Origin of the sequence: Pseudomonas sp. MAG002Y (genome assembly GCF_019400845.1) — a bacterium.
GTDB lineage: Bacteria > Pseudomonadota > Gammaproteobacteria > Pseudomonadales > Pseudomonadaceae > Chryseomonas > Chryseomonas luteola.
Genome location: NZ_WOEJ01000002.1, coordinates 431,519 through 458,266 on the forward strand (window position 1 = coordinate 431,519; position 26,748 = coordinate 458,266).

Annotated in this window: 25 protein-coding genes; 14 read left to right on the top strand and 11 right to left on the bottom strand. The window is 57.6% G+C overall.

Features of this window, described 5'->3' with window-relative positions:
• Nucleotides 1-17: 17 nt before the first annotated feature.
• Together GM154_RS04905 and GM154_RS04910 are read right to left on the bottom strand one after the other, a co-directional pair.
• Nucleotides 18-1,211: a class I SAM-dependent rRNA methyltransferase gene (locus GM154_RS04905; protein ID WP_219651157.1), complete on the bottom strand. Its 1,194-nt coding sequence runs from the start codon at nt 1,209-1,211 to the stop codon at nt 18-20.
• Nucleotides 1,212-1,369: 158 nt separating this feature from the next.
• Nucleotides 1,370-1,909, bottom strand: a complete 540-nt coding sequence (locus tag GM154_RS04910) for a type 1 glutamine amidotransferase domain-containing protein (RefSeq protein WP_010795549.1) — start codon at nt 1,907-1,909, stop codon at nt 1,370-1,372.
• Between the two features lie 214 nt (nt 1,910-2,123).
• On the opposite strand from GM154_RS04910, the gene GM154_RS04915 reads away from it, so the two are divergent.
• The 7 genes from GM154_RS04915 (at nt 2,124) to GM154_RS04945 (ending at nt 12,342) form a co-directional block, all read left to right on the top strand.
• Nucleotides 2,124-2,948 (top strand): HDOD domain-containing protein, encoded by an 825-nt coding sequence (locus GM154_RS04915; RefSeq protein ID WP_371106371.1) that lies wholly within the window; start codon nt 2,124-2,126, stop codon nt 2,946-2,948.
• A gap of 30 nt (nt 2,949-2,978) precedes the next feature.
• The gene (gene mutM / locus GM154_RS04920; RefSeq protein ID WP_010795547.1) at nt 2,979-3,791 is read left to right on the top strand and encodes a bifunctional DNA-formamidopyrimidine glycosylase/DNA-(apurinic or apyrimidinic site) lyase; all 813 of its coding nucleotides are present in this window, start codon (nt 2,979-2,981) and stop codon (nt 3,789-3,791) included.
• Nucleotides 3,792-3,924: 133 nt separating this feature from the next.
• A complete protein-coding gene (estP, locus tag GM154_RS04925; RefSeq protein ID WP_219651158.1) occupies nt 3,925-5,859 on the top strand; it encodes an esterase EstP in 1,935 nt (644 codons plus the stop codon).
• 186 nt (nt 5,860-6,045) lie between these two features.
• Entirely contained in the window at nt 6,046-8,484 is a 2,439-nt protein-coding gene (locus GM154_RS04930) for a glycogen/starch/alpha-glucan phosphorylase (protein ID WP_219651159.1), read from the top strand.
• Between the two features lie 58 nt (nt 8,485-8,542).
• Nucleotides 8,543-10,642 (top strand): glycogen debranching protein GlgX, encoded by a 2,100-nt coding sequence (glgX, locus tag GM154_RS04935; RefSeq protein ID WP_219651160.1) that lies wholly within the window; start codon nt 8,543-8,545, stop codon nt 10,640-10,642.
• Between the two features lie 123 nt (nt 10,643-10,765).
• On the top strand, nt 10,766-11,776 hold the full coding sequence (locus tag GM154_RS04940; protein WP_010795543.1) for a class 1 fructose-bisphosphatase: 1,011 nt from the start codon (nt 10,766-10,768) through the stop codon (nt 11,774-11,776).
• 158 nt (nt 11,777-11,934) lie between these two features.
• The gene (locus tag GM154_RS04945) at nt 11,935-12,342 is read left to right on the top strand and encodes a hypothetical protein (protein WP_139208686.1); all 408 of its coding nucleotides are present in this window, start codon (nt 11,935-11,937) and stop codon (nt 12,340-12,342) included.
• Nucleotides 12,343-12,389: 47 nt separating this feature from the next.
• Here GM154_RS04945 and GM154_RS04950 read toward each other — a convergent pair whose 3' ends face one another.
• The 6 genes from GM154_RS04950 to GM154_RS04975 all read right to left on the bottom strand — a co-directional run bounded on the left by GM154_RS04950 (nt 12,390) and on the right by GM154_RS04975 (nt 18,057).
• Nucleotides 12,390-12,977 carry an O-methyltransferase gene (locus tag GM154_RS04950; protein WP_074822486.1) on the bottom strand — a complete coding sequence of 196 codons (588 nt, stop codon included), beginning with the start codon at nt 12,975-12,977 and terminating at the stop codon, nt 12,390-12,392.
• 114 nt (nt 12,978-13,091) lie between these two features.
• Nucleotides 13,092-14,141 (bottom strand): acyltransferase family protein, encoded by a 1,050-nt coding sequence (locus GM154_RS04955; protein ID WP_219651161.1) that lies wholly within the window; start codon nt 14,139-14,141, stop codon nt 13,092-13,094.
• A gap of 474 nt (nt 14,142-14,615) precedes the next feature.
• A complete protein-coding gene (locus GM154_RS04960; protein ID WP_150346741.1) occupies nt 14,616-15,143 on the bottom strand; it encodes a hypothetical protein in 528 nt (175 codons plus the stop codon).
• Between the two features lie 131 nt (nt 15,144-15,274).
• Nucleotides 15,275-15,415, bottom strand: a complete 141-nt coding sequence (locus GM154_RS04965) for a hypothetical protein (protein ID WP_162997549.1) — start codon at nt 15,413-15,415, stop codon at nt 15,275-15,277.
• Nucleotides 15,416-15,468: 53 nt separating this feature from the next.
• The gene (locus GM154_RS04970; protein WP_219651162.1) at nt 15,469-16,521 is read right to left on the bottom strand and encodes a sensor domain-containing diguanylate cyclase; all 1,053 of its coding nucleotides are present in this window, start codon (nt 16,519-16,521) and stop codon (nt 15,469-15,471) included.
• Nucleotides 16,522-16,695: 174 nt separating this feature from the next.
• Nucleotides 16,696-18,057: an MATE family efflux transporter gene (locus GM154_RS04975; protein WP_219651163.1), complete on the bottom strand. Its 1,362-nt coding sequence runs from the start codon at nt 18,055-18,057 to the stop codon at nt 16,696-16,698.
• Nucleotides 18,058-18,225: 168 nt separating this feature from the next.
• Between GM154_RS04975 and GM154_RS04980 the strand changes: the two genes are divergently transcribed.
• Nucleotides 18,226-19,077, top strand: a complete 852-nt coding sequence (locus GM154_RS04980) for a DUF1989 domain-containing protein (protein WP_219651164.1) — start codon at nt 18,226-18,228, stop codon at nt 19,075-19,077.
• Between the two features lie 57 nt (nt 19,078-19,134).
• Here GM154_RS04980 and pcp read toward each other — a convergent pair whose 3' ends face one another.
• From pcp to GM154_RS04995, 3 genes are read right to left on the bottom strand one after another with little or no spacing between them, the layout of a single operon-like run.
• Nucleotides 19,135-19,776 (bottom strand): pyroglutamyl-peptidase I, encoded by a 642-nt coding sequence (gene pcp, locus GM154_RS04985; protein WP_074822501.1) that lies wholly within the window; start codon nt 19,774-19,776, stop codon nt 19,135-19,137.
• Nucleotides 19,777-19,784: 8 nt separating this feature from the next.
• A complete protein-coding gene (locus tag GM154_RS04990; RefSeq protein ID WP_219651165.1) occupies nt 19,785-20,735 on the bottom strand; it encodes a DUF979 domain-containing protein in 951 nt (316 codons plus the stop codon).
• Nucleotides 20,736-20,739: 4 nt separating this feature from the next.
• Nucleotides 20,740-21,471 carry a DUF969 domain-containing protein gene (locus GM154_RS04995; protein ID WP_219651166.1) on the bottom strand — a complete coding sequence of 244 codons (732 nt, stop codon included), beginning with the start codon at nt 21,469-21,471 and terminating at the stop codon, nt 20,740-20,742.
• A gap of 359 nt (nt 21,472-21,830) precedes the next feature.
• Here GM154_RS04995 and GM154_RS05000 point away from each other — a divergent pair, with 359 nt between their 5' ends.
• From GM154_RS05000 to bfr, 6 genes are all read left to right on the top strand, one after another.
• Nucleotides 21,831-22,745 (top strand): LysR family transcriptional regulator, encoded by a 915-nt coding sequence (locus GM154_RS05000; protein ID WP_219651167.1) that lies wholly within the window; start codon nt 21,831-21,833, stop codon nt 22,743-22,745.
• A gap of 97 nt (nt 22,746-22,842) precedes the next feature.
• Nucleotides 22,843-23,589, top strand: a complete 747-nt coding sequence (locus GM154_RS05005) for a 5-oxoprolinase subunit PxpA (protein WP_219651168.1) — start codon at nt 22,843-22,845, stop codon at nt 23,587-23,589.
• Complete coding sequence (locus tag GM154_RS05010; protein WP_219651169.1) at nt 23,586-24,266, top strand: allophanate hydrolase subunit 1; 681 nt, start codon at nt 23,586-23,588, stop codon at nt 24,264-24,266. Before GM154_RS05005 ends, GM154_RS05010 begins: the two co-directional genes overlap by 4 nt.
• A complete protein-coding gene (locus GM154_RS05015; RefSeq protein WP_219651170.1) occupies nt 24,263-25,216 on the top strand; it encodes a biotin-dependent carboxyltransferase family protein in 954 nt (317 codons plus the stop codon). The genes GM154_RS05010 and GM154_RS05015 overlap by 4 nt, the downstream gene beginning before the upstream one ends.
• Nucleotides 25,217-25,310: 94 nt before the next feature.
• The gene (locus tag GM154_RS05020) at nt 25,311-26,204 is read left to right on the top strand and encodes a PA4780 family RIO1-like protein kinase (RefSeq protein ID WP_219651171.1); all 894 of its coding nucleotides are present in this window, start codon (nt 25,311-25,313) and stop codon (nt 26,202-26,204) included.
• A 44-nt stretch (nt 26,205-26,248) separates the two neighbouring features.
• Nucleotides 26,249-26,740 carry a bacterioferritin gene (gene bfr, locus GM154_RS05025; RefSeq protein ID WP_074822525.1) on the top strand — a complete coding sequence of 164 codons (492 nt, stop codon included), beginning with the start codon at nt 26,249-26,251 and terminating at the stop codon, nt 26,738-26,740.
• The last annotated feature ends 8 nt before the right edge of the window (nt 26,741-26,748 follow it).

Sequence of the window (26,748 nt, forward strand, 5' to 3'; positions counted from 1 at the left end):
ACGGCCAGAGCGTGGGATCAGCTGGGCAGGATACGGCAGGTCAGACTCTTGATGTAGCGGGTCTCGGGGATGGCAAGGTGGACCGGATGATCAGGGCCTTGGGCACCACGCTCGATCAGCTGGATATGACGATCCAGGTGACGTGCACTGCTGAGCAGGATTTCCTGCAGGTTCTCTTCAACAAGATGCATCGAGCAGGAGGCGCTGACCAGAATGCCGTCCTTGTTCAAGAGGCGCATGGCCTGCTCGTTGAGACGACGATAGGCGGCCTCGCCGTTTTTCACGTCCTTCTTGCGCTTGATGAAGGCGGGCGGGTCGGCCACGATCACGTCGAAGCGCTCGTCAGCAGCCTTCAGCTCCTTCAGGGCCTCGAACACATCGCCTTCTACACAGGCCATCTTTTCGGCAACGCCGTTCAAGGCCGCATTGCGTTCTACACCATCCAGGGCAAAGCCGGAGGCATCCACGCACATTACTTCGCTGGCACCGAATACAGCGGCCTGCACGCCCCAGCCACCAATGTAGCTGAACAGGTCCAGAACGCGCTTGCCTTGTACATAGGGTGCCAGGCGGGCACGGTTCATGCGATGGTCATAGAACCAGCCGGTCTTCTGGCCCTCAATGATAGGCGCTTCGAATTTCACGCCGTTTTCTTCCAGGGCAGCCCATTCCGGTACGTCACCGTAGGCGGACTCAACATAGCGGGGCAGGCCCTCGGCTTCTCGAGCACTAGAGTCGTTTTTCCACAATACGGCCGCCGGCTTGAGTACCTGAAGCAATGCAGCCAGCACATCATCCTTGTGACGCTCCATGGTGGCCGATGCCAGTTGAGCCACGATAACATCGCCAAAGCGATCCACCACCAGGCCAGGCAACAGGTCCGAGTCGCCGTAGACGAGGCGATAGAACGGTTTATCGAACAGGCGCTCACGCAGGCTCAGGGCGACTTTCAGGCGATGGACAAGCAGGGACTTGTCCAGTACATGCTTGGTATCGCGGGAGATCAGACGGGCGCAGATCAGGTTGTGTGGGGACAGGGCAACGATACCGATCGGCTTGCCGCCAGCAGCTTCGAGAACGGCTTGTTCGCCGGCCTGGAAAGCGGTCAGCGGAGTGGCTGCCACGTCAATTTCGTTACTGTAGACCCAAAGGTGCCCGGCGCGCAGACGGCGCTCGGCATTGGCTTTCAGTCGCAGGCTGGGCAAGGACATTTGAGGGACTCCAAGAAAAAGGGGCGAAGTATACCTGCCCGGGCGGCACGGCGCCTTCACGCTTGAAGATCAGTCTAAAAGATAGAGAGAAACGCGACGTACGGATGAAAAATGGCCCGGCTGATACAGCGCGGGCCATAGATCAGGCAGGTTGGAGATCAGGCAGCGATCATGTTGATCAGCTCGCGATTGAACGCGGGAATGTCATCAGGCTTGCGGCTGCTGACCAGTTTTCCGTCCACGACGACTTCCTTATCCACCCACTGGGCACCGGCATTTTTCAGGTCATCGGTCAGCGAAGGCCAGCTAGTCATGGTCTTGCCATCCACCAGACCGGCGGAAATCAGCAGCCAGGCACCATGGCAGATCACGGCGATCGGCTTGCCGCTGCTGCTGGCCTCTTTGACCAAAGTCTGCGCACGCTCATCGGTGCGAATGGTGTCTGAATTGACGACGCCGCCTGGTAAAACCACCGCGTCATAGTCGCCGATGTTGGCAGCATCGAACGTCAGGTCGACATTGAATGTGTCCGCCGGGTCGGTGTGGTTCCAACCCTGGACGGTGCCAGACTTGGCAGAAATGATATGAGTCTTGGCGCCTACCTTCTCGAGGGCCTCCTTGGGACCGGTCAGCTCGGCCTGCTCGAAACCGTCAGTTACCAGGATTGCTACTTTTTTGCCTTCTAACGATGCCATCATGGAACCTCCGTAAGCTATGTGATCTAGGATTAAGTGGAGATGCGTTTCCACGGCTTCTGTATGAGTCGAACCCGGGAAAGCAGGCAAGTTCCTCCAGTGATCAGTGGTTGCTGAGCGTAGGGTGGGCTAAAATGTGAGGTCATTCACAGGTATCTGATCCATGTCGCTAGAGCTTCAACCCGAGCAGATTCGCCAGGCGCTTCAGGGAATCACCATCCCGCCTCAACCGCAGGTCATGGTTGATCTACAACTTGAGCAGCTTGCCCCGGATCCCAGTCTCAAGGTGATTGCGCAGCTGATCAGCCAGGACCCCGGCTTGGCAGGCGCGCTGCTCAAGCTCGTCAATGCACCCTGTTTCGGGCTGGCCAACCGGATTACGTCTATCCAGCGGGCCGTCAACCTCCTGGGGATCAATTCCGTCGTCAATCTCATCAATGCGCAGTCCATAAAGAGCGAGATGAGTGATGAGACGATCGTGACGCTCAACCGCTTCTGGGACACCGCCCAGGATGTGGCGGAAACCTGCCTGACACTGGCCAAGCGGACAGGCTATCAGGCTCCGGATGAGGCATACGCTCTTGGGCTCTTTCACAACTGCGGCATACCGCTGATGCTAGGGCGCTTTCCTCATTATATGGAAGTGCTGGAGGAGGCTTATGGACGGGTTGGGCCTGAAAGGCGTGTCGTGGATACGGAAAACCATTACTTCAACACCAACCATGCGGTCGTCGGTTATTACACGGCCCGCTCATGGCGTTTGCCAGCCCATGTCGCCGAGGCCATTTCCAATCATCACAATGCCCACCGGATTTTTGTCGACGGTGACGCCAGCAGTGTGCCGATGAAAAATCTATTGGCCATTCTGAAAATGGCCGAGCATATCTGTGGCTGTTATCGCGTGCTGGGCAATCAGGCTCAGGACGCCGAGTGGAATCTGGTCAGTAATCAGGTTTTGGATTACATCGGTCTGTCCGAGTATGACTTCGATATGCTCAAGAACAACATCCTTGAAATGGGGCTTGGGCACATCCATTTTTAAGAGCATATTGTTTTCTCTGTCGAGGGCTGAATGCCTGAATTACCTGAAGTCGAAACGACCCGGCGTGGAATAGCGCCGCACCTGGTAGGGCAGCGTGTGTCCCGCGTCATCATTCGTGATGCCCGGCTGCGCTGGCCCATTCCGGAAGACCTGGATGTTCGCCTGTCCGGCCAGAGGATCGAGGCGGTCGAGCGGCGCGCCAAGTACCTGTTGATTCGTGCCGAGGCGGGTACGCTGATTGCTCATTTGGGCATGTCCGGCAGCCTGCGAATGGTGCCGGTCGGGACGCCGCCGGTTAAGCACGAGCATGTGGATATCGAACTCGAGTCAGGATTGTCGCTGCGCTATACCGACCCCCGCCGCTTCGGCGCCATGCTGTGGTCCCATGAGCCTCTGGAGCATGTGCTGCTCAAGTCGCTGGGGCCGGAGCCTCTGACCGAGGCGTTTGACGGGCGGCGTCTCTACGAAATGTCGCGTGGTCGCTCCATGGCAGTAAAGCCCTTCATCATGGATAACGCCGTTGTGGTGGGCGTTGGCAATATTTACGCGACGGAGGCCCTGTTTGCGGCCGGTATCGATCCGCGTCGGGCGGCGGGCAGCATTTCCCGAGCGCGCTACGACCGGTTAGCCCAGGAGATCAAGCGCATCCTGGCACTGGCTATCGAGTCCGGGGGCACAACCCTTCGGGATTTTGTGGGCGGCGACGGCAAGCCGGGCTATTTCAAGCAGGAGCTGTTTGTCTATGGCCGGGCGGGTGAGTTCTGCAAGAACTGTGGCTCTGGCCTGCGCGAGATACGGCTGGGGCAACGCGCCAGTGTTTATTGCGGCAAATGCCAGCGATAAGTGAACGTGCGTGAGCTATTTCTCTTTTTATAAGTCAGCCGGTTAACGTACGGGCTGCACAGGGCGGAATCCTGGTCTAGGCTGTGGTCGCTTGCCAAACAGCAGAACTGACCCACAAGATCAAGGATAAGCCATGTCAGTCCGTCGTCTCGCTCTTGCCTCACTGTGCGCTGCGATTTCCTTTGCCAGCGCCGCCCATGCCGCTCCCAACCCTTACAGTCATCTGGTCGTCTTTGGCGATAGTCTGAGCGACTCGGGACAGTTTCCCGACCTGAATGGCCCATTAGGCTCCTCGCTGCGCTTTACCAATCGGGTAGGGCCCACGTACCAACCGGGGAGTGGTGAGCCAGTCGGGCCTACCAGCGTCATGCTGCTGGGCGGCCGGCTAGGCTTTTCCAGCCAGGAGCTTGGGCCTTCCACATCGCTCATCAATTCCGTGTTGGGACTTCCCGACGGCAACAACTGGGCGGTAGGCGGTTATCGAACCGACCAGATCCTCGCGTCGATTACCGAGGAGAATGGCTCTGTTGTAGCCACTAATGGTCTGACGCTCCGCCGCCGGGATGGCTATCTGGTCGATCTGGCGGATCAGGGCCAACGCCTTGATTCCAACGCATTGTATTACCTGACGGGAGGGGGAAATGACTTCCTGCAGGGTGTGGTCACATCGCCTGCAACCGCCCAGACAGCGGCCAATCAACTGGCTGCCAGTGCCAGCGCACTGCAGCAGGCCGGTGCCCGCTACATCATGGTCTGGCTGCTGCCTGATATCGGCCTTACGCCTGCCTTGAGCGGAACCCCGCAGCAAGCGGCTGCGTCCCAGCTCAGTGCTGTGTTCAACAACCAGCTGGTGTCACAGCTTTCCACCATTGATGCGCAAATCATTCCATTGAATGTGCCACGACTTCTAAATGAGGTGTTGGCCGATCCTGCCCGTTACGGCCTGGCGGCCGACCAGAACCTGACGGCTACCTGTTTCGATGACTGCACGCAGCAGAACGCTGTTTACGGCCTCGACAGCGCCAACCCTGATCCGACCCGGTTGCTCTACAACGACCGTGTGCACCCTACGATTACTGGTCAGCGCCTGATCGCCGACTATGCCTATTCAATTCTGGCGGCCCCCTGGGAGCTGACCTTGCTGCCGGAAATGGCCTACGGTTCGCTGACTGCCCATCAGGGGCAGCTGTATTCGCAATGGCTGAGTGACCGCAATCACTGGCAGCCAGTAGGCACATGGAATTCCTTCGTATCGCCGGGCGGGTTGCATCAGAACTTTGATGGACAGTCCAGCAGCGTGAGCGGTGATGGCGACGGCTACAGCCTGGACTTGGGAGGCAGTTTCCGCCTGAATGACTATTGGCGTGTGGGCGTGGCCGCCGGGTTTTACAAGCAGGATCTGAACGTGGGTGCTGCTGATTCTCGTTATGACCTGCGCAGTTATTTCGCTACCGCCTTCGCGCAATATCAGCAGAGTCACTGGTGGGCCGACCTGGCCTTGACTGGGGGACACCTGGATTACCATGATCTCAAGCGTACCTTCGCCCTGGGGCCGACTGAGCGTAGCGAAAAAGGCGATACCAACGGTCATCTGTGGGCGGCAAGCGGACGGCTGGGTTTTGATCTGGCCCAGCCACAAAGCGCCTGGCACCTGTCGCCGTTCATCAGTGCCGACTACGCGCGAATTACCGTGGACAGTTATTCGGAAAACAGTGATCGAGCAACGGCGCTGAACATCGACGAGCAAAAGCGCCGCTCGCGGCGCCTGGGTGCTGGTCTGCAGGGGCAGTTCGAGCTGACCACCAGAACGCAGGTTTTCGCAGAAGTAGCTCGGGAAAAGGAATTCGAGGACAGTACGCAGGACCTTACGATGTCCCAGGTTGACCTGCCAGGACTCAGCTATACGTTGCAGGGCTATACGCCATCGGATCGGTTGGACCGTGCTTCGCTAGGGGTTAGCCAACAGCTGACCGACGATGTGGCAGTGCGTGCGAGCTATTCCTATCGCAAGAGCCGGGAAGACGATGCCCAGCAGTCTGTAGGCCTCAGTGTGTCGTGGCAGTGGTAATAAAGAGGTCTGAAATGGGAGTCGGCGCATAAAAAAGTCGTCGATTCCTTGGACCTATTTGCCGTTTCGACCTACAAAGATAGGTATGCACCCTTAATCATGGGCCGGTCGATGTGTCTCCCAATACCTTCCAGACACGCTTGCCGGTCAGCCTATCAGTGTTCGTTATGCCGAGGTTGTTACTAGATGACGAGAGCCCGTTTTATCTCGCCCAACGAAGTTGCTGCTCTGCGTTCAAACATTCTTTCCAAGCTGACCTATGACGTAGGCAAGGACCCCGAGCACGCCCTGGATCATGACTGGTTCATGGCGACTGCCCTGGCGACGCGTGACTATATCGTCGATCGCTGGATGAGTCGGACGCGTGAGGCTTACCGGGCCAACCAGAAGCGCGTCTATTACCTGTCCCTGGAGTTTCTCATTGGCCGCCTGCTGATCGATAGCCTGTCCAATCTGGGCATACTGGAGGAAACCCGTCGCGCACTGGCAGACCTGGGTGTCGACCTTGAGCGTATCCGCGGACTGGAGCCGGACGCTGCCTTGGGTAATGGTGGTCTGGGCCGTCTGGCGGCATGCTTCATGGAAAGCATGGCGACGCTGGGTATTCCTTCCCATGGGTACGGTATTCGCTACGAGCACGGCCTGTTCCGTCAGGTCATCGCTGATGGTTTCCAGCACGAGCAGCCGGAGAACTGGCTTGATTTCGGTAATCCGTGGGAATTCGAGCGTGCCGAGGTCGTGTACGAGATCGGGTTCGGCGGTCATGTCACGCCCTATGAAGGCAATTCCTTGCGTCAGGTCTGGACGCCGGGTGAGAAAGTTCGTGCGGTTGCCTATGACACGCCCATCATGGGGTGGGGTGGGGAAGGGGCCAATACGCTGCGCCTGTGGCGCTCCCGCCCGCTGGAAAACATCAAGCTGGACACCTTCAACGCAGGTGACCATGTCGGGGCCGTAGCCGATCAGGCCCGGGCTGAAAGCATCTCTCGAGTGCTGTATCCGGCCGACAGCACCGAGGCGGGACAGGAGCTGCGCCTGCGTCAGGAGTATTTCTTCGTGGCCGCCTCGCTGGCGGATCTTACCCGCCGCCATATCAAGCAGCACGGCGACATCATGAGCCTGCCCGAATACGCGGCCATCCAGCTCAATGATACTCACCCGGCCATTGCCGTGGCCGAGTTGATGCGCTTGCTGGTGGATGTGTACGGTCTGCCATGGGACGCTGCCTGGAGCACCACCGTCAACACGCTGTCCTATACCAACCACACCCTTCTGCCAGAAGCATTGGAAACCTGGTCGGTCTATCTGATGGAGCGCCTCCTGCCGCGCCACATGCAGATCATCTACATGATCAATGCCCAGTTCCTCGACTCGCTCCGTGCACGGGGCGAGACAGATGGCTCCATGCTGTCTTACGTGTCCCTGATCGATGAAAGCCACGGCCGTCGGGTACGTATGGGCAACCTGGCCTTTATCGGTTCGCACAAGGTCAACGGCGTGTCCGGATTGCATACCGAGCTGATGCGCAAGACCGTCTTCCGCTCCATGCACCGGCTCTTTCCGGATCGAATCAACAACAAGACCAACGGTATTACCTTCCGCCGCTGGCTCTATCAGGCCAACCCTGCGTTGACCGATCTTCTGGTGGATGTATTGGGCGAGGATGTCCAGCACGATCCTGAAAAAGCGCTCCCCCGGCTCAAGCCCTATGCCAACGATGCCAATTTCCGAGAGCGTTTTGCCCACCAGCGGTTGCATAACAAGAACAGTTTTGCCGAGCTGGTGAAAAAGACGCTGGACGTCTCCCTCAGTACCGACGCCATCTTCGATGTGCAGATCAAGCGCATCCATGAATACAAGCGGCAGCTGATGAACCTGCTGCAGACCATTGCGCTGTATCAAGCCATCAAGGACAACCCCAACGGGCAATGGACGCCTCGTGTAAAGATTTTTGCGGGCAAGGCAGCTGCCAGCTATCACCAGGCCAAGCTCATCATCAAGCTGGCCAACGACGTGGCCAAGGTGGTTAATAATGACCCGTCCATTCGTGACCTGCTCAAGGTGGTGTTCCTGCCTAACTACAATGTGAGCCTGGCTGAAGTCATTATCCCGGCGGCCGACCTTTCCGAGCAGATTTCCACAGCGGGTCTCGAGGCGTCAGGCACCAGCAATATGAAATTTGGCCTGAACGGTGCACTTACCATTGGCACGCTCGATGGCGCCAACGTTGAAATGAGTGAGTTTGTCGGTCAGGAACATATGTTCATCTTTGGCCTCAAGGCGGCCGAGGTTGAAGAGCGCCAGCGCATGGGGGGCAACTCTTCGGACATCATCAACAGCTCGCCACGGCTGTCGGCCGTGCTTTCGGCCATTCGCAGCGGGCAGTTCTCACCGGATGATCCCTCTCGCTATAACGGGCTGCTGGACGTGCTGACCTGGCACGACCGCTTCCTGGTCTGTGCTGATTTTGATGCCTACTGGAATGCTCAGGTGGCAGTCGAGGAGCGTTGGAATCAGCCGGACGAGTGGTGGCGCTCAGCGGTACTCAACACAGCCAGCATGGGTTGGTTCTCCTCCGATCGAACCATTCGTGAATACGCCACGGATATCTGGCAAGTCTTATAAGTCTCAATAGCCGGCACCTTTCGCGTGCCGGCTTTTTTCTGCTTTACGGAGATTTTCTGTGCCCCGCCACGTGACTCATCTCGAAACCGGAAACCCTGCTGAACTGGGCGCGACACTGGTCGGCGATGGCATCAACTTTGCCGTGTGGGCGCCAGAGGCCGAGCGGGTAGAACTCTGCCTGTACGATGCCAAGGGCGAGCATGAAACCCATCGACTCGTCTTCCACGAAAAGACAGGCAGTGTCTGGCACGGGCATTTTCCGGGAGGTAAGGCGGGGCAGCGTTATGGGCTGCGGACTTACGGTGCCTATCAGCCTTCTCAAGGACTTTACTTCAACCCTCATAAGCTACTGGTCGATCCTTACGCCAAAGCGGTAGACCGCCCGTTCGTGCTGCATCCCAGCGTCTATGGCTTCGATCCAGACCACCATGATCGACCGGACCATCGCGACAGCGCGGCTCATGTTCCCAAGGCCATTGTTCAGGCACCGCTAACACCGCTTGAGCTGGAAGGCCCGCGTTACAGGGGTAGCCAAAGCCTCATCTATGAGCTGCATGTGCGTGGCATGACCATGCAGCATTCCAAAGTTCCTAAAACCATGCGCGGTAAACTGGCCGGGCTTCGGCAGCCTGCCGTGATCGAGTATCTGCAAAAGCTTGGCGTGACTACGCTGGAGCTGCTCCCTATTGCGGCCTGGGCGGATGATCGTCATCTGCCCAAGCTTGGGCTTGGCAATTACTGGGGCTATAACCCCGTCACCATGATGGCTGTCGACCCCCGTCTGGCAGGACGTGACGCCATTATTGAGTTACGTGAAACCGTGGCAGCGCTGCATGCGGCAGGGTTCGAGGTCATCCTTGATGTGGTGTTCAACCACACCGGTGAAGGTGACGAGCTGGGTCCGACCTTTTGTATGCGAGGACTGGATAACCGAGGCTATTACCGGCTGCATCCGGATGATCCTTCGATTTACATCAATGATGCAGGTTGCGGTAATTGCCTGGCGCTGCAACGCGAGCCAGGGCTGAGGCTGACGATGGACTCGCTGCGCTATTGGGTGCAGGCGGCAGGTGTAGACGGTTTCCGTTTCGATCTGGCGCCCGCACTTGGACGGCTTGAGACCGGCTTTAGCGTCGACGCGCCACTCATGTTGGCCATTGCCCAAGATCCGGTCCTAAAACAGGTCAAGCTGATCGCCGAGCCTTGGGATATTGGCCCGGGCGGCTATCAGGTCGGACAGTTCCGCAGCCCTTGGGCTGAATGGAATGATGATTTTCGCGACGATGTTCGCAAGTTCTGGCGGGGCGACGATGGCATGCGTGGCGCACTGGCGACCCGATTGTCAGGAAGCGCCGATCTGTATGACCGGCACGGCCGGAACATCGACGCCAGCATCAACTTTGTGACGGCTCATGATGGGTTCACGCTGGCAGACCTTGTGACTTATGCGCAGAAGCATAATGAAGCCAATGGCGAAGAAAATCGCGACGGGACTCAGGACAATCACAGCTGGAACAACGGTGCCGAGGGCCCGACCGACGATCTCCACATCAATGAGCAGCGTGCAGCTGATCAGCGTGCCCTGCTGGCAACGCTGCTGCTGGCAGGTGGCACGCCAATGTTGACAGCTGGCGATGAGTTCGGTCGCACTCAGCATGGCAACAACAATGCCTATGTTCAGGATAATCCGCTGTCATGGTTGGACTGGGCACTTGCCAGCAGCCCAACCGGCAAACGCCAGATCGATTTTGTCGCCCGGCTGGCTGCGCTGCGTCGTCAATACAAGGCGTTGCAAGCCGAGCACTTCATCGGGCGTCCCGCTCACGGTGACTGGGTTAGCGTGCAATGGCTCGATGCAGAGGGTGAACCCTTGGACGAGGCGGGTTGGAACAGGCCCGAATCTGCGCCATTGGCACTGGTGCTCTCGCCCATGAACGGTGCCGGGCACCTCAGGGCAGAGCGGTTATGGCTCTGTTTCCAGCCGCTTAACCATCCTCAGACGTGTCGGTTAGCGCTATCTCGTGACGGCCATCACTGGTCGCTCATTCTAGATAGCGCACGACCTGAACTGGAAGCCGGTCATGCAGTCTACTCCAGCGCCGAAAGCCTAGCGCTCGGCCGCGGTGTTAGCATAGCCGTGGAGTTGCTGCGTCCCTAGCGGCGTGCAGACCTTGTCTCTCGAACAATCAGAACGTTGGGTGGGGCTTGTAGGCCGCTTCGCTTGAGACGGAGCTTGAGCATCCGCGCTACACTGCGCGAACCTTTTCTACCGGAGCCTCACATGTCCCGTATTACGCTGAGCCGCTATCTGATCGAACAGACCCGTAGTCATAAAACCCCAGCCGATCTGCGTTTTCTGATCGAAGTCGTAGGCCGTGCCTGCAAGCGAATCAGCTATGAGGTATCCAAGGGTGCGCTAGGTGGCGTACTGGGCAGCATGGGCACTGAAAACGTTCAGGGCGAAGTTCAGAAGAAGCTGGACGTCCTGTCCAACGAAATCCTGCTTGAAGCCAACGAGTGGGGCGGCACCCTGGCTGGCATGGCGTCCGAAGAGATGGACCAGGTTCACCAGATCCCTGGTGAGTACCCCAAGGGTGCTTATCTGCTGATGTTCGATCCCCTGGACGGCTCCTCCAACATTGACGTTAACGTGTCGGTTGGCACTATTTTCTCCGTTCTGCGTAAGGATCATGGGGGTGCCACCTACGGTGATACCACTGAAGAAGCCTTCATGCAAAAGGGCACTGAGCAGGTCGCTGCAGGCTATGCCATCTATGGCCCCCAGACCATGTTCATTCTGACCCTGGGTGATGGCGTCAAAGGCTTTACCCTGGACCGTGAGCTGGGCAGCTTCGTATTGACACACGAAAACATCTCCATTCCGGAGACAACTGCCGAGTTCGCTATCAACATGTCCAACCAGCGTCACTGGGAGCCGCCGGTACAGCGTTACGTAAGCGAGCTGCTGGCTGGCAAGGAAGGTCCACTGGAGAAGAACTACAACATGCGCTGGATCGCCTCCATGGTGGCCGATGTGCATCGTATTCTTACCCGTGGCGGTATCTTCATGTACCCACGTGATGCTCGTGAACCGGAAAAGCCCGGCAAGCTGCGTCTGATGTACGAAGCCAACCCGATGGCCATGCTGGTCGAGCAGGCAGGCGGTGCGGCCACCAATGGTTACCAGCGTATTCTGGAAGTGCAACCGGAAGGCCTGCATCAGCGTGTAGCCGTCTTCCTCGGCTCCAAAGAGGAAGTCGAGCGCGTTACCCGTTACCATCAGGACGCCTGATGACCGACTGGCCAATGGTCATTTACCGTTGGCCAGTTCTCTTCTCCCGCTAATGCAGGCTTCGTTCAGCCTGTATTAAGCCGCGATTCAGACGCTGTTAAGAGCTCTTTTTCTACTCTGACCCTGCTTGCTCATTCATGGCCAGCGAGGACAGTATTATGAATCTCTTTCAGAAAATGGCAGCGTTTGCAGTAATCAATACCGTGAGCTACACCGCCCTGGCAGCAGATCGCGATGCTTCTGTTGAAACCCCGGTCGGCTCTACGGGTGGTGATGTGATGGATACCCGGGACTTACTGCAGACAGCCAAAGAATCCGATACTGGCGATGGGGTTTCCCAGGGTCAGTCATGGAGTCAGCGTCTTGGGCGCTCCGGTCAGCGCTATACAATTGCAACCCAACGCTTCAACGGTAAGGCTATTGAGTCGCACAACCCCTCTGGGCATTACTCCGGTGTCTCGGCCACAAACCCGCAGGGTGCTGTAGCTTTCGAGGTTCCGTCCCTTGAGCAAAGTACCTCCGCTCATCAGCCGACACCGTACTTGTCCGATAAAGAGACAATCTGATGGTGTAAAGCTCTGCACGGGAGCGCAGTGCTCCCGGCAGGGCAGGTTCAAGGCCGACGGGTTGCCAGAAACTCACCTTTGCCTACCGGCACAAGGCAAGTCGAAAAGTCCGGATCGCTCTCAACCAGAGCCTTGAAGGCCGCCATTTCATCGGCATGGGACAAGGCATTGTCCACGATCAGAAGGCCGCCCGGGCGCAGGACTCTTCTGAGGTCAGGCCACCAGCCACAATATTGGCAGCGCTCGGAATCAAGAAACACAAGGTCCAGTGAGTACTTGTCCTGTGCAGCCAGGATGGCACCGCCGTCACTGTGAAGCTGTGTTATCAGCGCCTCGAGCCCGGAGCGCTTGAAGTTCTGCCGTGCCAGCTCGATTTTGGCTTCAGAAAGCTCCACGGTGCGAATGGTTCCGCCCACTGTATGAGCCGCTTTTGCCAGCCACAAAGTGGAGTAGCCATTGGAGGTCCCGATTTCCAAGACACGCTTGGCATTGGTAGCCTGAACCATGACATAAAGAAACTCACCCGTATCACGTGTGATGTTCAGCATGCGACTTGGCCGCTCATGCGTACGGCTATCGTTAACTTCCCCAAAGGTTTCCAGTTCTTTTAATAAAGTATCCAGATTGGAAGGCATTAATTATCCACTCACTGTTTTTGTTTTAGGGAATTAATACTGCTGGATAATAGTAAGTGTTTGGAGAATAAAAAAGCCCCGCCAATATAATTAGCGGGGCTTTTAGTTAACGCTTTAGGAAGCAACCGAGGGTGTATCGTTACTCGGCTGCTTTGGGTGCTTTTTTAGGAAGTTTAACTTTGGTGCCTGGAACATATAGTCCATATGCAGTTTCAGCATGATTTTGGCAGCAATAATCGGTACGACAATGCCAACAAGGCACGCTGCAAAAATATGCAGGTAGACGTTATCGACATGCAGGAACTTGCTCAGGATAACGCGCACGCCGCTCCCGGCCAGGATGTGCATGAGATAGATCGGCATGGACAGCGTACCGATGGTAATGAACCACTGAACAGGTTTGCGGGCCAGCAGCATGGACAGGCTCGTAACTAGCAGAATGGCCGATAGCGCCACCATCAGCGACATCCATCCGCGGTCGGTATAAGTGTGATGCGAGATGATATGGAACTGATACTCCAGTCCCGCTGTAACCAGAAGCGTAAAGGCTGCTATGCGACCTGGCTGCGCTTCGATGGCAGCAGCAATATTGGTAAACCAGACGCCAAAGGCGAAAAACACGAAGTTCTGGATCAGAAAGTCGACCAGCATCTGGCGCGGCGCGTATTGCTGGAGCCCGTAGGCCACGGCGGACAGCAGGAAAATGGGTAGGAAAACCTTCTTCGATTTGCTGCCGTACAGCACGATGGACAAAACAAATACAAAGAACAGCGCATACAGGAACCAGAACTGAGCTCTGGGCCGCCACAATAGGGAGAACACCTCACCCAGCGTTACATCGCCATTGGTATAGCGAGAGAGGAAGGCTTCAATTACGCCCTGCAGGATTGACCAGACAAGGAAAGGGTAGACAACCGTGTCCAGCTTGTTGACGAACACGCCCTTACCGCCGCGACTCGTTAGCGATTTGAAGAAAAACAGGCCAGACAGGAAGAAGAACAACGGCATGTGAAAGCTGTAGATGATGCTGTCCACAAGCATGTGCGTCTCGACATCGGTCTTGATGATGCCGGCATTTAAAAGCCCGCGGAGCACATGGCCATAGACAACCAGGATTATACCAATGGCCTTGGCATAATCGACCCACACATTTCGGTTATTCATTGAACTATCCTTGATTCAAAGGTTGAAACTAAGACGATTTTTTAGAGGTAGTAAGTTGGGATCCAACTGCTCATCCCTGTGCATGAGGAGTTCCGCTTCCTTGGTCAGGCTTGGCCGCTTTAATAACAACGCGAGATCGTAAAGCCATCATAAATTAGAATGTGAAACGTATAGTGAAAAGTCTAAAAAAATAATTCCGACAATCGGGATTTGCTTTAAAGTCTGGCCAGACCTGCACACGCTTATTGTTATTAGCAAAAATAAATACGCCAATAAAACCCTGAATAAAGAACGGGTTTTATAACAAGATAAAAACGTGTTTATGGAACAATCACAACTCCAGCGACGAGGTCTGACAATGGCGATGTGCTATTGTTCCGTGGCGCTTTGAAAAGATTTCGCTGTTCTGTCTGGCAGATCGCCAAATCAGCATTTGAGGCTGGACATCTGCACGCTGGAGTGCTCACTGGCAATCTAGAGGTCTGGATTGATGCCCTTGAGCTGCTGTTTGACGAGGATTTTCTCGTAATCGGGTGAGGTGTAGATCAGAAGTGCCTGCCGCTTCATATCTGCGTTGGTGGAAAACCTGTAGAACACCGTATTGTTATCGAACGCCATGAATGCATGACTGTTGGGCTGACTTTCCAGTTTGATGAAGTGATCGGACGGCGATTGCGAGGAGGGTGGCCCATATTTCTCGGTCAGGCCTTGAGCAATGAGAAAGCTCTTTTCAACTGGCGTGACAATCGAAAGGCGCAAGAAGCGGTTGTCGATAAAGAACAGCCCAGCCTCAAGGCTATCCTTGCCCAGCTTAAGATCGGGGCAGCTGTAATACTCCAGCCCCTCGATAGGTGCAGTACGCGGTGTCAGGGTGCAGATCTTGCTTTCCAGTACCGTTTGCTTGCTATCACCAAAGTGCAAACCCTTATAGCCGTCTACGGCTTGGGAAAGGCCTGCATGCAGCGAAGCGATAACGCCTAGCAGATACCCTGACTTGCGCATTACATGACATTCCGACGTAAGGGTGAGTGATGATGACGCGCATCATACCTCATGTCAGCGATGTTGAAAGAAGTGGTGCAGTCGCCGGGTAAGCCGGGAGAGGAACCCAGGCTTACCCGTTCAGAGGTGAATTACCAGACGCCAGGAGGAATGATGTCGTCAGAGTCATATTTGATCTTGTCGATGTTCTCTTTCTTGCTGTGTTCCGGCGTCGTGTCATCCAGGGTTTCAGGCTGGGTATCGTCCTTGGGATAGTCATCAGCTTCAGGCATACAGGCGTCCTCCAGTGGATACGGGGTCTCTTGTTTGGGCCGATAAATGCCCGTCAGGTTCCTTGGGAGCCTGATTCAGAGGCCATCACGACTCGATTACGGCCCTCGTGCTTGGCCTGATAAAGAGCCGCATCAGCGCGTTTCAACAGTGACTCGGCAGGCTCATCGGCATCCCCATTGGCACCGCCAATACTGGTGGTAACCGCAACTGGGCCGTTGACGGTCAAAAAGGGAGTATCGGCAATGGAAAAGCGTATGCGTTCCGCGATGCCGTCTAGCTGTTCCGGCTTGTTGATGCGGGTGATCACAACAAACTCTTCGCCCCCCAGCCTGAGTAACAAGTCATGGGGGCGAAGCGTGGTGGCGATCCGGTGTGCGGTTTCGACAAGCACCTGATCGCCTGCGGCATGGCCATGCTGATCGTTGACTGCCTTAAAGTGATCCAGGTCGATGAACAGCGCGCCGATTCGCTCGTTGTCGCGCCGCGCGGCAGCTTGCTCGACCGGATAGAAGTGCTCCAGCGCCGCACGATTCCATAATTGTGTCAGCGGATCGAGCATCGCTCTGCGGCGCTCGCGTGAGATAACGATGCGCAGGTAGCGGGTCTGCTCTGAAAGGCTGCGTAGTTTCAAGTAGCCGTCAGCCATTTGGGCAAGGTCTCTCAGGCGGTCACGCTCCCGAGCCGTCAGCTGCCTGGGCTCGGAATGCATCAGGCACAAGGTGCCAATGGGCAGACCTGATGGCGCCACGAGGGGATGCCCTGCATAAAACCGTATGTACGGGGGCTCGATCACCAGTGGGTTGGATGCAAAACGCTCATCGCTCAAGGCGTCCGGTACGATCAGCGGGCGATGGGTATCAAGCAGAGCATGGGCACAAAAGGCAACACTGCGTGCTGTAGCGCTGAAGGGTGATCCACTGTGGGCCTTGATGCACTGTTGTTCACGGTCGATCAAGCTGATCAGCACTCGGTCGACCTTGAACAGGTCCCGCGCGATCCGCACCAGGGCATTCATATAGGCATCCGCCGGGGTATCCAGTATTTCAAGCGACTCCAGCGCTTTTTGGCGCTCGGCTTCACGAGGGTGTGCAGGCGCAGCGTACATGGTGAGTCCTGTGGCAGGTAGGTGCGATAACCTTGTTCCAGAAGGCGTTCCGCTTGATATGACCCTTGGAAACGCGCGGTGTTGCCAAGGAAAATAGGCGGCGTGTAGGAGGCGAGAGACGAAGCCCGGCTGTCATCTCTCCGCCGGGCTACCTGTGCCAACCTTTGCTAGGCATCAAGAAGGGTCTTGAGGGTGCTGATCAGGTATCCAGGCGTTGCGTCTGGTCATCTGCCAGGCCTGAAAGCTCTGGACGATACCTCTCAAGGCCATGAAGCCCAGAAACGACAACCACAGCCCATGGTTGCCCAGGTCTTTGAGCGCAATGCCTAGCGGAAGGGCGAGCAGGACGGCAATGACCATCGCATTGCGCATTTCCCGGGCTCGGGTTGCTCCGATGAACAGCCCATCCAGCAGGTAACTGCTCATGGCAATGACTGGCAGTGCGGCCAGATACGGAAGGTATGTATAAGCCGCTTCACGTACCGCGGGAAGATCGCTTTGCAAGTCGATGAAGCGTGCACCGAACAAGGCAAACCCCAGGGCAAATAAGAGACTGGCCAGCAGCGACCAGCCGGCGGCAATGACCAGGGTTTGCCGGAGGGCCTTGCGATCACGAGCCCCAATGGCGTGCCCTGCCAACGCTTCCACCGCATGGGCAAGTCCATCCAGGGCGAATGCGGTCACCATCAGGCCATTGAGGAGAAGGGCGTTAGCGGCCACCGTGGCATTACCTAAACGTGCGCCCTGAAATGTGATCAGAAAGAAGACGCCTTGCAAGGCCAGCGAGCGGATAAAGATATCGCGGTTAACCGCCAGCAGGGGGCGCCAGGTGGACCAGCGCTTGAGTCGCGCGATGCGAACCGCGCCTGCCATGTGATGCAGTGTCTGGCGCGCCAGCCATAGGCCAAGCCCCGCGCCGAACCACTCAGCCAGGGCGGTTGCTGCTGCAATACCGCGAATGCCCCAGCCAAAGCCGAACACGAACAACACGTCGAGCAGCAGATTGACGATGTTGGTGGTCAGCAGCATCGCCAGCGGCGCACGTGCGTTCTGGGTGCCCAGTAGCCAGCCGATCAGAGCATAGCTCGACAGGGCGGCAGGCAGACCCAATAGGCGAATCTGAAAAAAGCGCTCAGTGGCCTCGCTCAATGCTGCCGAGGAGGTCATGCTGTTCAGCAGCAGAGGAAGGCCTAGCAGTGAAAGGCCGATCAACCCCAGCGCCAGCACACAGGCCAGCAGCAGCCCTTGCAATAGGACTTGCCGAAGTGCACTGCCATCCGTACGGCCACTGGCTTGTGCGGCGAATCCAGTCGTTCCCATGCGTAGGAAGCCTAGTACCGCGACCATTGTGGTGTAGAGGCTTCCCCCCACCGCCACGGCGCCCAGATCATGTATATCCGGCAGATGACCAGCGATGGCGCTGTCTACCAGGGTCACGAGGGGTACGGTCAGGTTGGACAGAATCATCGGGCCGGCTAGCAACCAGACACGGCGGTGCATCGGACGGTAGCGCCAATCGGCAAGCAGGGTGGACATAAGGGCTCCAGTCAGCAGAACCCCTAGTGTAAAGGCTTACCGGTCATCATGTTTCGTGGCTGAGAAAACAGTGCTGGCCGGGCAGGGGCGGCAGGGCTAGTGTTGAGGGTGCGCCAGCGGCATGGCATTACCAGTGTGTAGTGATTTTTCTTTGGGAAAGGAGCTGACATGTATAAGCATTACCCTGCTGCCTATCAAGCGAGCCACGGTTCAGCCCTGTCGGTGGATACGGCCTTCTATGACCGTATCCGGGAAGCCAAGGACAAGCGCACGCTTATTGAATCCTTTGAGGTTCCGATCCGTACTGGGCGGGCGTGGCGGGTGCCGGCCGGGCATGTCTTTCGAGTGACGACGCCTGTAGGGCCGCAAGTGGGCGACTTCAATATCTGGAATGCCCATGATCCACGGGAGCGGCTATGGGCAGCCCGTACCCGTCAGCTACAGGGCGCTCATGTGTCTATCTATGATCGACTGTGGTCGAACCTGCCCTTTCTGCGGCCAATGGTCACCATCACGGACGACACCCTGGCTAGTTATGGCATCGACGAACATGGCGGACGCATTCATGACCTGCTGGGTACCCGCTGCGATCCTTACGTCAACAAGCTCCTGACCGGAGAAGATTTCCATCATCACTGCCATTCGAACCTGACCCGCGCGGTATTGCCCTACGGGCTGACCGAGTTCGACGTACATGATGTGCTAAACATTTTTCAGGTGACCGGGCTTAACGATGAGGACATGTACTTCATGAAGGCCTGCCCGGCGAAGCAAGGAGACTACCTGGAGTTTTTCACGGAGATCGACGTGCTGTGCGCTATGTCGACCTGCCCAGGTGGTGATCTGTCCGTTGCGCTGTGGGGGCCGGACGCGCAAGACCCGCTGTCCGTCTGCCGCCCTCTGGGCGTTGAGGTTTATTCGCTGGATGACACCCTACTGGCAGGCTGGTCATCCCCGGAGCGGGCGGGTTACAAGGGGAACCACGGCCTGGAGCTGGTGAGGCCTGCGTGGGATCGGTGAGTGGTTACTTTTTTAAGGCTTGCCTGCACAGCCGTTGTTCCGCGTAACGGTAAACAGCTAGTTCAGTTGTCCACCGGTTTCCTTGAGATCGGTGGGCGTCATCATGGCCGCTTTCACAGCAATTCCAAGGCCCGCTACTAGAGTTTCGAGTGCCATGGAGGGCTGGCCTGGATGCCGGGCCGCTTGTTCGGGCAGATAAGGGATATGGATGAAGCCGCCGCGCACATTCGTGCCGGCGAGCCGGTGCATCAGTCCATAAAACACATGGTTGCAGACAAATGTGCCAGCCGTCTGCGATACCGAGGCAGGAATACCGGCATCCCTGAGTGCCCGTACAATGGCTTTAATAGGTAGCGTCGAGAAATAGGCCGCCGGACCGCCTGGCACTACAGGTGTATCGATGGGTTGTTGACCATTATTGTCGGGAATACGGGCATCGTTCACGTTGATGGCTATGCGCTCGAGGGTCAGGTCCGTACGCCCCCCGGCCTGGCCTACACCAATCACCAGGGCGGGCCGATGAGCGGCCAGCATGTGATCCAGCGAGACCAAGGCAGCACCAAAGACGCACGGCAGCTGGCGCGTGATGATGTAGGCATCGCCCAGATTCAGACCATCCAGTTGGCGCACGGCCTCCCAGGAAGGATTCACGGGCTCGTTCTCGAACGGTTCGAATCCGGTCAACAGGATGGTAGTCATGGTGGTCCTCACATCAGGATATATAGCAGCATGATATTAACTGCCAATAGACTCAAGGCGGTGGGGATTTGTGCCTTGATGACACTATTCTTGTCCGGCAGATTCAGCAGGGCGGCTGGCACGATGTTGTAGTTGGCTGCCATAGGTGTCATCAGCGTGCCGCAGTAGCCTGAGAACATGCCTATGGCCGCCATCACCGCCGGGTTAGCATCGTACTGCCCAATCAGAACCGGAACGCCTACACCGCCTGTCATCACCGGGAAAGCCGCAAAGCCGTTACCCATAATGATGGTAAACAGCGCCATCCCCACGACATACACGGCCACTGCCACGAAGCGGAAATCCATATTGATATAGGAAGTGGTGAGGTGTGCGACGGCCTTGCCAACGCCCGCATCGTTGAACAGGAGCCCCAGCATGGCGAGCATCTGCGGCAGTACCAGGGCCCAGCCCAGGGCCTCGGTCAGGCGGCGTGATTCGCGCATGGATTGCACAGGCGTATCGCGTGTCAGCCAGCAGGCGAGGGCCAGGGAAACCAGACAGCCGACACCCAGGGAGACAAAAGTCGTATTTTTAGGGTCCAGCAGTGGAAGGCCACCGACCTGCACGTCCTTGACCACTACCGAGCCGATAACGGTGACCAGCGGAATGGCCAGGGCGGGAATGAACAATTTGTTCTTGAGGCGCAGCGCACTGGCTTGGCGTTTTTCAGCAGGCAATTCCCCATGCTTGCCCAGTCCGACGCCACCTGTACCTGCAATGACGGCCATGACCAGCACGCCTACGCCTACCCAGGCGGGCGGCAATAGATCGCCTACCAAAAAGACAAGGCTGAACAGCGCCCAGAAAAAACCTGTCGTCCAGCGCTTGGGATGAGCGCGATCGGCAAACGTCATGATCGCCGTGGTTGCCAGGATGATGCCGGCCAGCCAGTAAAGGTATTGAATCGAGAGGATCATGGCATCACTCCTGACGGCCGGTAGGCGTATGGTCGGCGTCCGGACGTTTTCCGCCCAGCTCGCGCTCCAGTTGGCTATTGAAGCGCTTGAGGCGAATGGCATGGATGATGAATGCACAGATGGCGGTAGGAATGCCCCAGACCGCAATGTGCAGCGGCTCAACATCGATATTGGAGCCGAGCAGGAAGGTATGCATCAGGGCGATGGCACCAAAGGCGACAAAGATGTCCTCGCCAAAAAACAGGCCGACATTATCGGTAGCAGCGCACAAGGCGAGCAGTTTGTAGCGAATTTTCTCCGGCAGCTTGCCGTAGCGGTTTTCCGCAGCCCCTTCGGCCATGGGCGCGAGCAAAGGGCGCACCATCTGCGGATGCCCTCCAAGGCTGGTCAGGCCCAGCGCAGCCGTCAGCTCCCGTACAAACAGGTAAAAGATCAGGAGCCGGCCCACCGTGGCGGTGCGGATCTTGGCAATCCAGTTCTGGGCATGCTCACGCAGGCCATGCCGTTCGAGAAGACCGATTACGGCAAGCGGCAGGAGGATGATGAGGGGCAGGGCACGTGTCTTGACGAACCCGGCGCCGATAGTGGCAAGAATGGTCTCGAACGGCATGGATGCCGCAAAACCGGTCGCCAGGGCTGCCAGGGCTACGACCAGCATGGGATTGAAGCGCAGCACAAAGCCGATGACGATGACCAGCACACCGATTAGTGGCCACAGGTTGACTGTGGTTTGCATAGGGAGTCTCCCTCGCCGGTTATGCCCAGGCAGGTGGGTTTGACGGCTGTGTGGAGGCGATCGGGAGCGCCTCCTTTGATATTTACGCCGCCCGAGCCGGCGTCAGTTCTTGTTATGACTGCAACGGGCACGATCGCGCCAAAGGTATCAATCTGCGATACCAGAAACCTGCAGTGGCTCGCTCAAGGCGAAGCGTCCCCATTTTTTGTATGGATAGTGAAGAACGTCCAACAAATAAAAGTGTTCACCGCTGATTGATAAAAAGCGTGGCCTTTCAGGGGCGAGGCGACTGACGGCCAGTGGTGAGAGGTCGTTCAAAGGGGGTAGAGTGAAATGCTCCACGGGGATGGTAAGCCAGCATGAACCTTCGCTTTCTCGAAACATTTGTCTGGGTGGCGCGTCTGGGCAGCTTTCGGCTGACAGCTGAAAAACTGTCCAGCACCCAGGCGGCAATTTCCAGCCGTATCGCCGTGCTTGAAGGCGAGCTGGGTGTCCAGCTGTTCCTGCGCGATCCGCGAGGCGTCACGCTGACAGCCGATGGCCAGAAGGTCTTGGGGTACGCCGAGCAGATGATCGATACCTGGCACGACCTGCGCAAAGTGCTTGGGCAGGAAACCCGGCTGAGCGGACGGATACGCATCGGCGCCATGGACACGGTCATCCACAGCTGGCTGAGCGCCTTGTTCACTTGTGTAACCGACGCCCATCCAAATGTGGAAATCGAGCTGCTGGCCGATACGGCGCTCAACTTGAGCGACCAGCTGCTCAAGGGACAGCTTGATCTGGTATTCCAGACCGATCTCTTGCGCGCCGAAAGCGTGCGTAACCTGAAGCTGGCCAGTTATCCCATCCGCTGGGTGGTTGCAACCGACTCGCCGCTCAACCGCGCGTACACGAGTCTGGATGAGCTGGCCCGCGAGCGGTTGATTACCTTCTCGCGTAATTCGCGTCCCCATCAGGACCTGCTTAACTTTCTGCATCAGCACGGGATTTCGACGCCCCGGGTCTCTTGCGTCAACTCGGCGGCGGCCATCATCCAGTTGATCAGGGACGGATTTGGCATTGGTGCGTTGCCCCCGGCCCTCGTTGGCGAGGCGCTGAAGCACGGGGCTCTGGCGCTTCTGCCTTTCGAGGCACCGCCGCCGTTTGCCGTGTATGCCAGTTGGCATACGGGCGTGGGACTGACGTTGAACGAGGCCATTGTGGCGCTCAGCCAGCAGGTAGTCGGCGGCTTCTGTGCGCAGGTGGGGCCTGAACAGGCATTACCGGCCTGAAGCAACAAAGCCTTATCGCCGGGGGCCGGAAAGTTTTGTTGGACAGCCGGCATGATTTCCTCAAAGACTGGTTTTTCCGCATCAAGGGAATCCTGATATGAGCATGCGTATCCTTCTGAATTGCGATATGGGCGAAAGCTTCGGAGCCTGGACGATGGGCGATGATGCTCATGCCATGCCACTGGTGGACCAGGCCAATCTCGCGTGTGGCTTCCATGCTTCGGACCCGCTGACGATGCAGAAAACCGTGGCCCTGGCCGTAAGACATGGTGTTCGAATCGGTGCTCATCCGGCCTATCTGGATCTGGTCGGCTTTGGCCGCCGGCATATGGTGTGCTCGCCGGAGGAGGTGAAGGCGCTGGTGCTCTATCAGATCGGCGCACTGGATGCCTTCTGCCGCGCAGCAGGAACGACCGTGCAATATGTGAAACCTCATGGTGCCCTGTATAACGATCTGGTGCGTGACGATACCTTGCTCACTGCCGTGCTCGAGGCCTGTTTGCAGTTTCGTGAGGGGTTACCGCTTATGGTGCTCGCCAAGACGGACAACACCCGTGAGCAGCAGCTGGCGGAGAAGGTCGGCGTACCCTTGCTGCGTGAAGCCTTCGCCGACCGCGCCTACATGCCCAACGGGCAACTGGCGCCTCGCCGGGAAGCGGGCGCGGTCCATCATGATCCCGAACGTATTCTGTCCCAGGCGATCGCCATTTCCCGTGGGGATGCCTTTCCCGGTTTCGATGGCCAACCCATGTGCCTGACGGCAGACAGCCTGTGTGTCCATGGAGACAACGCCGAGTCACTCGCTGTGTTACGTCGCCTGCGGGCGGCTCTGGATGCGGCATGATCCGGATTGAGCCCTACGGCGCCGAGGCGCTGATGTTGACCCTGGCGGATACACCCACGCCCGATCTCCCCGGACGTATTGCCCGTCTGGCCGCTCTGATTGAACACACACTGGGCGACGGTGTGATCGATCTGGTGCCGGGCTGGAACACGTTGCTCATTCACTATGACTTGTTGCGCTACGACCTGACGGACATTCAGGCTCGCGTCACGGCGATCGTCGAGCGGTGGCGCAAGGAGCCGGAAACCGTGCAGAGCTCTTCACGCCGGCATGAAGTACCCGTCTGGTACTGCGGGCCGGACCTGGAGCCGGTGGCCAAGGCCTGCTCGCTGACGGTCGCGGAATTGATTGCTTTGCATAGCGGACGCGATTATCTGGTCGGTGCCATCGGCTTTGCGCCCGGTTTTGCCTATATGGGCGAGCTGGATGAGCGAATCGTCCTGCCTCGGCTGGCCTCACCGCGGCCTCGGGTGGAGGCTGGCAGTGTGGCGATTGCCGAACGCATGACCGCCATCTATCCCCAGGCGTCACCCGCGGGCTGGCATATCCTTGGACTAAGTGCCTGGCCGCTCTTTGACGCACAGGCCGAGCCGCCATGTCCGCTTGCTGTGGGCGATCGGGTTCGGTTCGTTGCGGTTGACGAGGCCGCCTATCGCGCCGCGGGAGGTCAGGTATGAAAGGGTTGAAAGTCATAAAACCGGGGCCGCTGAGCCTGCTGCAGGACGTCGGTCGTTATGGATGGCGTCATCTGGGCGTATCCACATCAGGTCCGATGGACCGTCAGGCGGCGGCCTGGGCCAATCATCTGCTCGAGAATTCCTATGGCAGTCCGGTCCTGGAAATTGCCCTGGGTGGCGTAGAGCTGGAAGCCCAGGTCGATACCTGGCTGGCACTGACCGGGGCACCGCTGGGCGCGACGGTAGATGGACAGACGGTTCCTGCCTGGTCGCGCTTCTGCATGAAGGCTGGGCAGCGGCTGCAATTGGGATTTGCCCAAGCCGGGCAACGCGCTTACCTGGGCGTAGTGGGTGGCTTCAGGGGTAAGACCGTGCTGGGTAGCGTGGCCACACATCGTCGCGAAGGTCTGGGCGGCCTGAATGGCGATGGTCAAGCGTTGCAGGCCGATGACATTCTGGTTTGCAGCCCTGGGCTTGAGGCTTTCGACAAGGCACTGGGTGCGGCGAGCCGCTTCATTCCCGACTACCGTGAGTCTCCGGTGTTACGTCTGGTCGTCGGGGGCGATGGAGAAGCCTTTGCGGTCGAGCAGCGGGATCGGTTCTTTGGTTCATCCTGGCGAATCAGTCCTCAGGCCGATCGCATGGGGATTCGTCTGCAGGGTGATGCACCGCTTGCAGCGCCAGTGCGTCAGTGGTCTATGGGGGTTCTGGCCGGAGCGGTTCAGGTTCCGCCGGAAGGCCAGCCCATTGTGCTCATGGCAGACTGTCAGACCATGGGGGGATATCCGGTCCTCGGCTTCGTGCATCCGCTGGATCTCTGCCGGCTGGCGCAATGCCCTGCCCACCATGAAGTGCGCTTCAGGCCGATCGAGCTGGAGGAGGCCCAGGGTGATCTCAAGCGGTTCTATCGGTTTTTCAAGCACCATGAAATGAACTTATGTGCGGACTAGAGGGTGCCGTTTGTGCGAGTGATTTTTGCTGAGCCGTGCGTCATGACGTATAACGTTATGTAGGTATGGCCAGAAGTGATCAACGTACAAACAGATGAAAACACCCAAGCGCATGGAATCTCTGGTCGAGGACGGCCTGATTGATGAGGTGCTGCGCCCGCTGATGAGCGGCAAGGAGGCCTCCGTATATGTAGTTCGGTGCGGCGACGAGATCCGTTGCGCCAAGGTCTACAAGGAAGCAAACAAGCGCAGCTTTCGTCAGGCGTCCGAGTATCAGGAGGGTCGCAAGGTGCGTAATAGCCGTCAGGCACGCGCCATGGCCAAGAGCACTAAATACGGCAGAAAGGAACGGGAGGAAGCCTGGCAGAATGCCGAGGTTGCCGCCCTGTACCGGCTGGCTGGCGCCGGCGTTCGCGTACCGAAACCGCATGATTTCCTGGATGGCGTCCTGCTGATGGATCTGGTGACGGACGAGCGGGGGGATGCCGCTCCGCGTTTGAATGACGTGACCCTGACGCCCGACGAGGCCCGTGAGTATCATGAGCTGATGATCCGGCAGGTGGTGCTTATGTTGTGTGCCGGACTGGTACACGGCGACTTGTCCGAATTCAACGTGTTGTTGGCGACCGATGGGCCGATGATCATTGACCTCCCTCAGGCAATCGATGCGGCGGGCAACAACCATGCCTTCCGTATGCTCGCCCGTGATGTGGAAAACATGGCCCAGTATTTTGGGCGTTTTGCGCCTGAGCTGAAGCAGACCCGGTATGCACCGGAGATGTGGGCGCTTTATCAGAAGGGCGAGCTATACCCGCACACCCCGCTTACGGGCATCTATGCTGAACCCGAGGGGCAGACCGATGTTTCATCCGTCATGCGCGAAATCGAAGGTGCCCGGCGCGAAGAGGCACGTCGCCAAGCGGCTCGTAAAGAGGCCGAGGCACCGTCGTCCAGCGATGAGCCTCCACCCCCGCCATGGCTGAGCTGAGCCTGATGCTCGGTCCGGTGCGATCATTTAATTAGGTAGTAACCATGAAAGGTCATACGCAAGTCATTGATTATCTAAAGGACCTGCTCCGTGGTGAGCTGGCCGCACGCGATCAGTACTTCATCCATTCCCGTATGTATGAAGACTGGGGGTATCTGCGCCTTTACGAGCGCATCAACCATGAAATGGAAGAGGAAACCCAACATGCAGATGCCCTGCTGCGTCGTATCCTCTTTTTGGAAGGGCAGCCGGACATGCGCCCCAAGGACATCAATGTAGGCCATACAGTGCCGGACATGCTGCGCAGCGATCTGGCGCTGGAATACGAAGTGCGTGAGGCACTGGCCCAAGGCGTTGCGCTGTGTAACAGCGTGGGTGATTTCGTCAGTCGTGAAATCTTGGTGGCACAGCTTGAAGACACCGAGGAAGACCACGCCTATTGGCTGGAACAACAGCTGCGGCTGATTGACAAGCTGGGACTGGAAAATTACCTGCAATCCCAAATGAAGGCCGGCGAGCCTTCCGAGACGGTATAGCGCGCCTG

Bases quoted from the DNA above. Each gene is read 5' to 3' on its own strand.
- GM154_RS04905 (WP_219651157.1), bottom strand. From the start codon at position 1,211: ATGTCCTTGCCCAGCCTGCGACTGAAAGCCAATGCCGAGCGCCGTCTG.
- GM154_RS04910 (WP_010795549.1), bottom strand. From the start codon at position 1,909: ATGATGGCATCGTTAGAAGGCAAAAAAGTAGCAATCCTGGTAACTGAC.
- mutM (WP_010795547.1), top strand. From the start codon at position 2,979: ATGCCTGAATTACCTGAAGTCGAAACGACCCGGCGTGGAATAGCGCCG.
- estP (WP_219651158.1), top strand. From the start codon at position 3,925: ATGTCAGTCCGTCGTCTCGCTCTTGCCTCACTGTGCGCTGCGATTTCC.
- GM154_RS04930 (WP_219651159.1), top strand. From the start codon at position 6,046: ATGACGAGAGCCCGTTTTATCTCGCCCAACGAAGTTGCTGCTCTGCGT.
- GM154_RS04940 (WP_010795543.1), top strand. From the start codon at position 10,766: ATGTCCCGTATTACGCTGAGCCGCTATCTGATCGAACAGACCCGTAGT.
- GM154_RS04945 (WP_139208686.1), top strand. From the start codon at position 11,935: ATGAATCTCTTTCAGAAAATGGCAGCGTTTGCAGTAATCAATACCGTG.
- GM154_RS04950 (WP_074822486.1), bottom strand. From the start codon at position 12,977: ATGCCTTCCAATCTGGATACTTTATTAAAAGAACTGGAAACCTTTGGG.
- GM154_RS04955 (WP_219651161.1), bottom strand. From the start codon at position 14,141: ATGAATAACCGAAATGTGTGGGTCGATTATGCCAAGGCCATTGGTATA.
- GM154_RS04960 (WP_150346741.1), bottom strand. From the start codon at position 15,143: ATGCGCAAGTCAGGGTATCTGCTAGGCGTTATCGCTTCGCTGCATGCA.
- GM154_RS04965 (WP_162997549.1), bottom strand. From the start codon at position 15,415: ATGCCTGAAGCTGATGACTATCCCAAGGACGATACCCAGCCTGAAACC.
- GM154_RS04970 (WP_219651162.1), bottom strand. From the start codon at position 16,521: ATGTACGCTGCGCCTGCACACCCTCGTGAAGCCGAGCGCCAAAAAGCG.
- GM154_RS04975 (WP_219651163.1), bottom strand. From the start codon at position 18,057: ATGTCCACCCTGCTTGCCGATTGGCGCTACCGTCCGATGCACCGCCGT.
- GM154_RS04980 (WP_219651164.1), top strand. From the start codon at position 18,226: ATGTATAAGCATTACCCTGCTGCCTATCAAGCGAGCCACGGTTCAGCC.
- pcp (WP_074822501.1), bottom strand. From the start codon at position 19,776: ATGACTACCATCCTGTTGACCGGATTCGAACCGTTCGAGAACGAGCCC.
- GM154_RS04990 (WP_219651165.1), bottom strand. From the start codon at position 20,735: ATGATCCTCTCGATTCAATACCTTTACTGGCTGGCCGGCATCATCCTG.
- GM154_RS04995 (WP_219651166.1), bottom strand. From the start codon at position 21,471: ATGCAAACCACAGTCAACCTGTGGCCACTAATCGGTGTGCTGGTCATC.
- GM154_RS05000 (WP_219651167.1), top strand. From the start codon at position 21,831: ATGAACCTTCGCTTTCTCGAAACATTTGTCTGGGTGGCGCGTCTGGGC.
- GM154_RS05005 (WP_219651168.1), top strand. From the start codon at position 22,843: ATGAGCATGCGTATCCTTCTGAATTGCGATATGGGCGAAAGCTTCGGA.
- GM154_RS05010 (WP_219651169.1), top strand. From the start codon at position 23,586: ATGATCCGGATTGAGCCCTACGGCGCCGAGGCGCTGATGTTGACCCTG.
- GM154_RS05015 (WP_219651170.1), top strand. From the start codon at position 24,263: ATGAAAGGGTTGAAAGTCATAAAACCGGGGCCGCTGAGCCTGCTGCAG.
- GM154_RS05020 (WP_219651171.1), top strand. From the start codon at position 25,311: ATGAAAACACCCAAGCGCATGGAATCTCTGGTCGAGGACGGCCTGATT.
- bfr (WP_074822525.1), top strand. From the start codon at position 26,249: ATGAAAGGTCATACGCAAGTCATTGATTATCTAAAGGACCTGCTCCGT.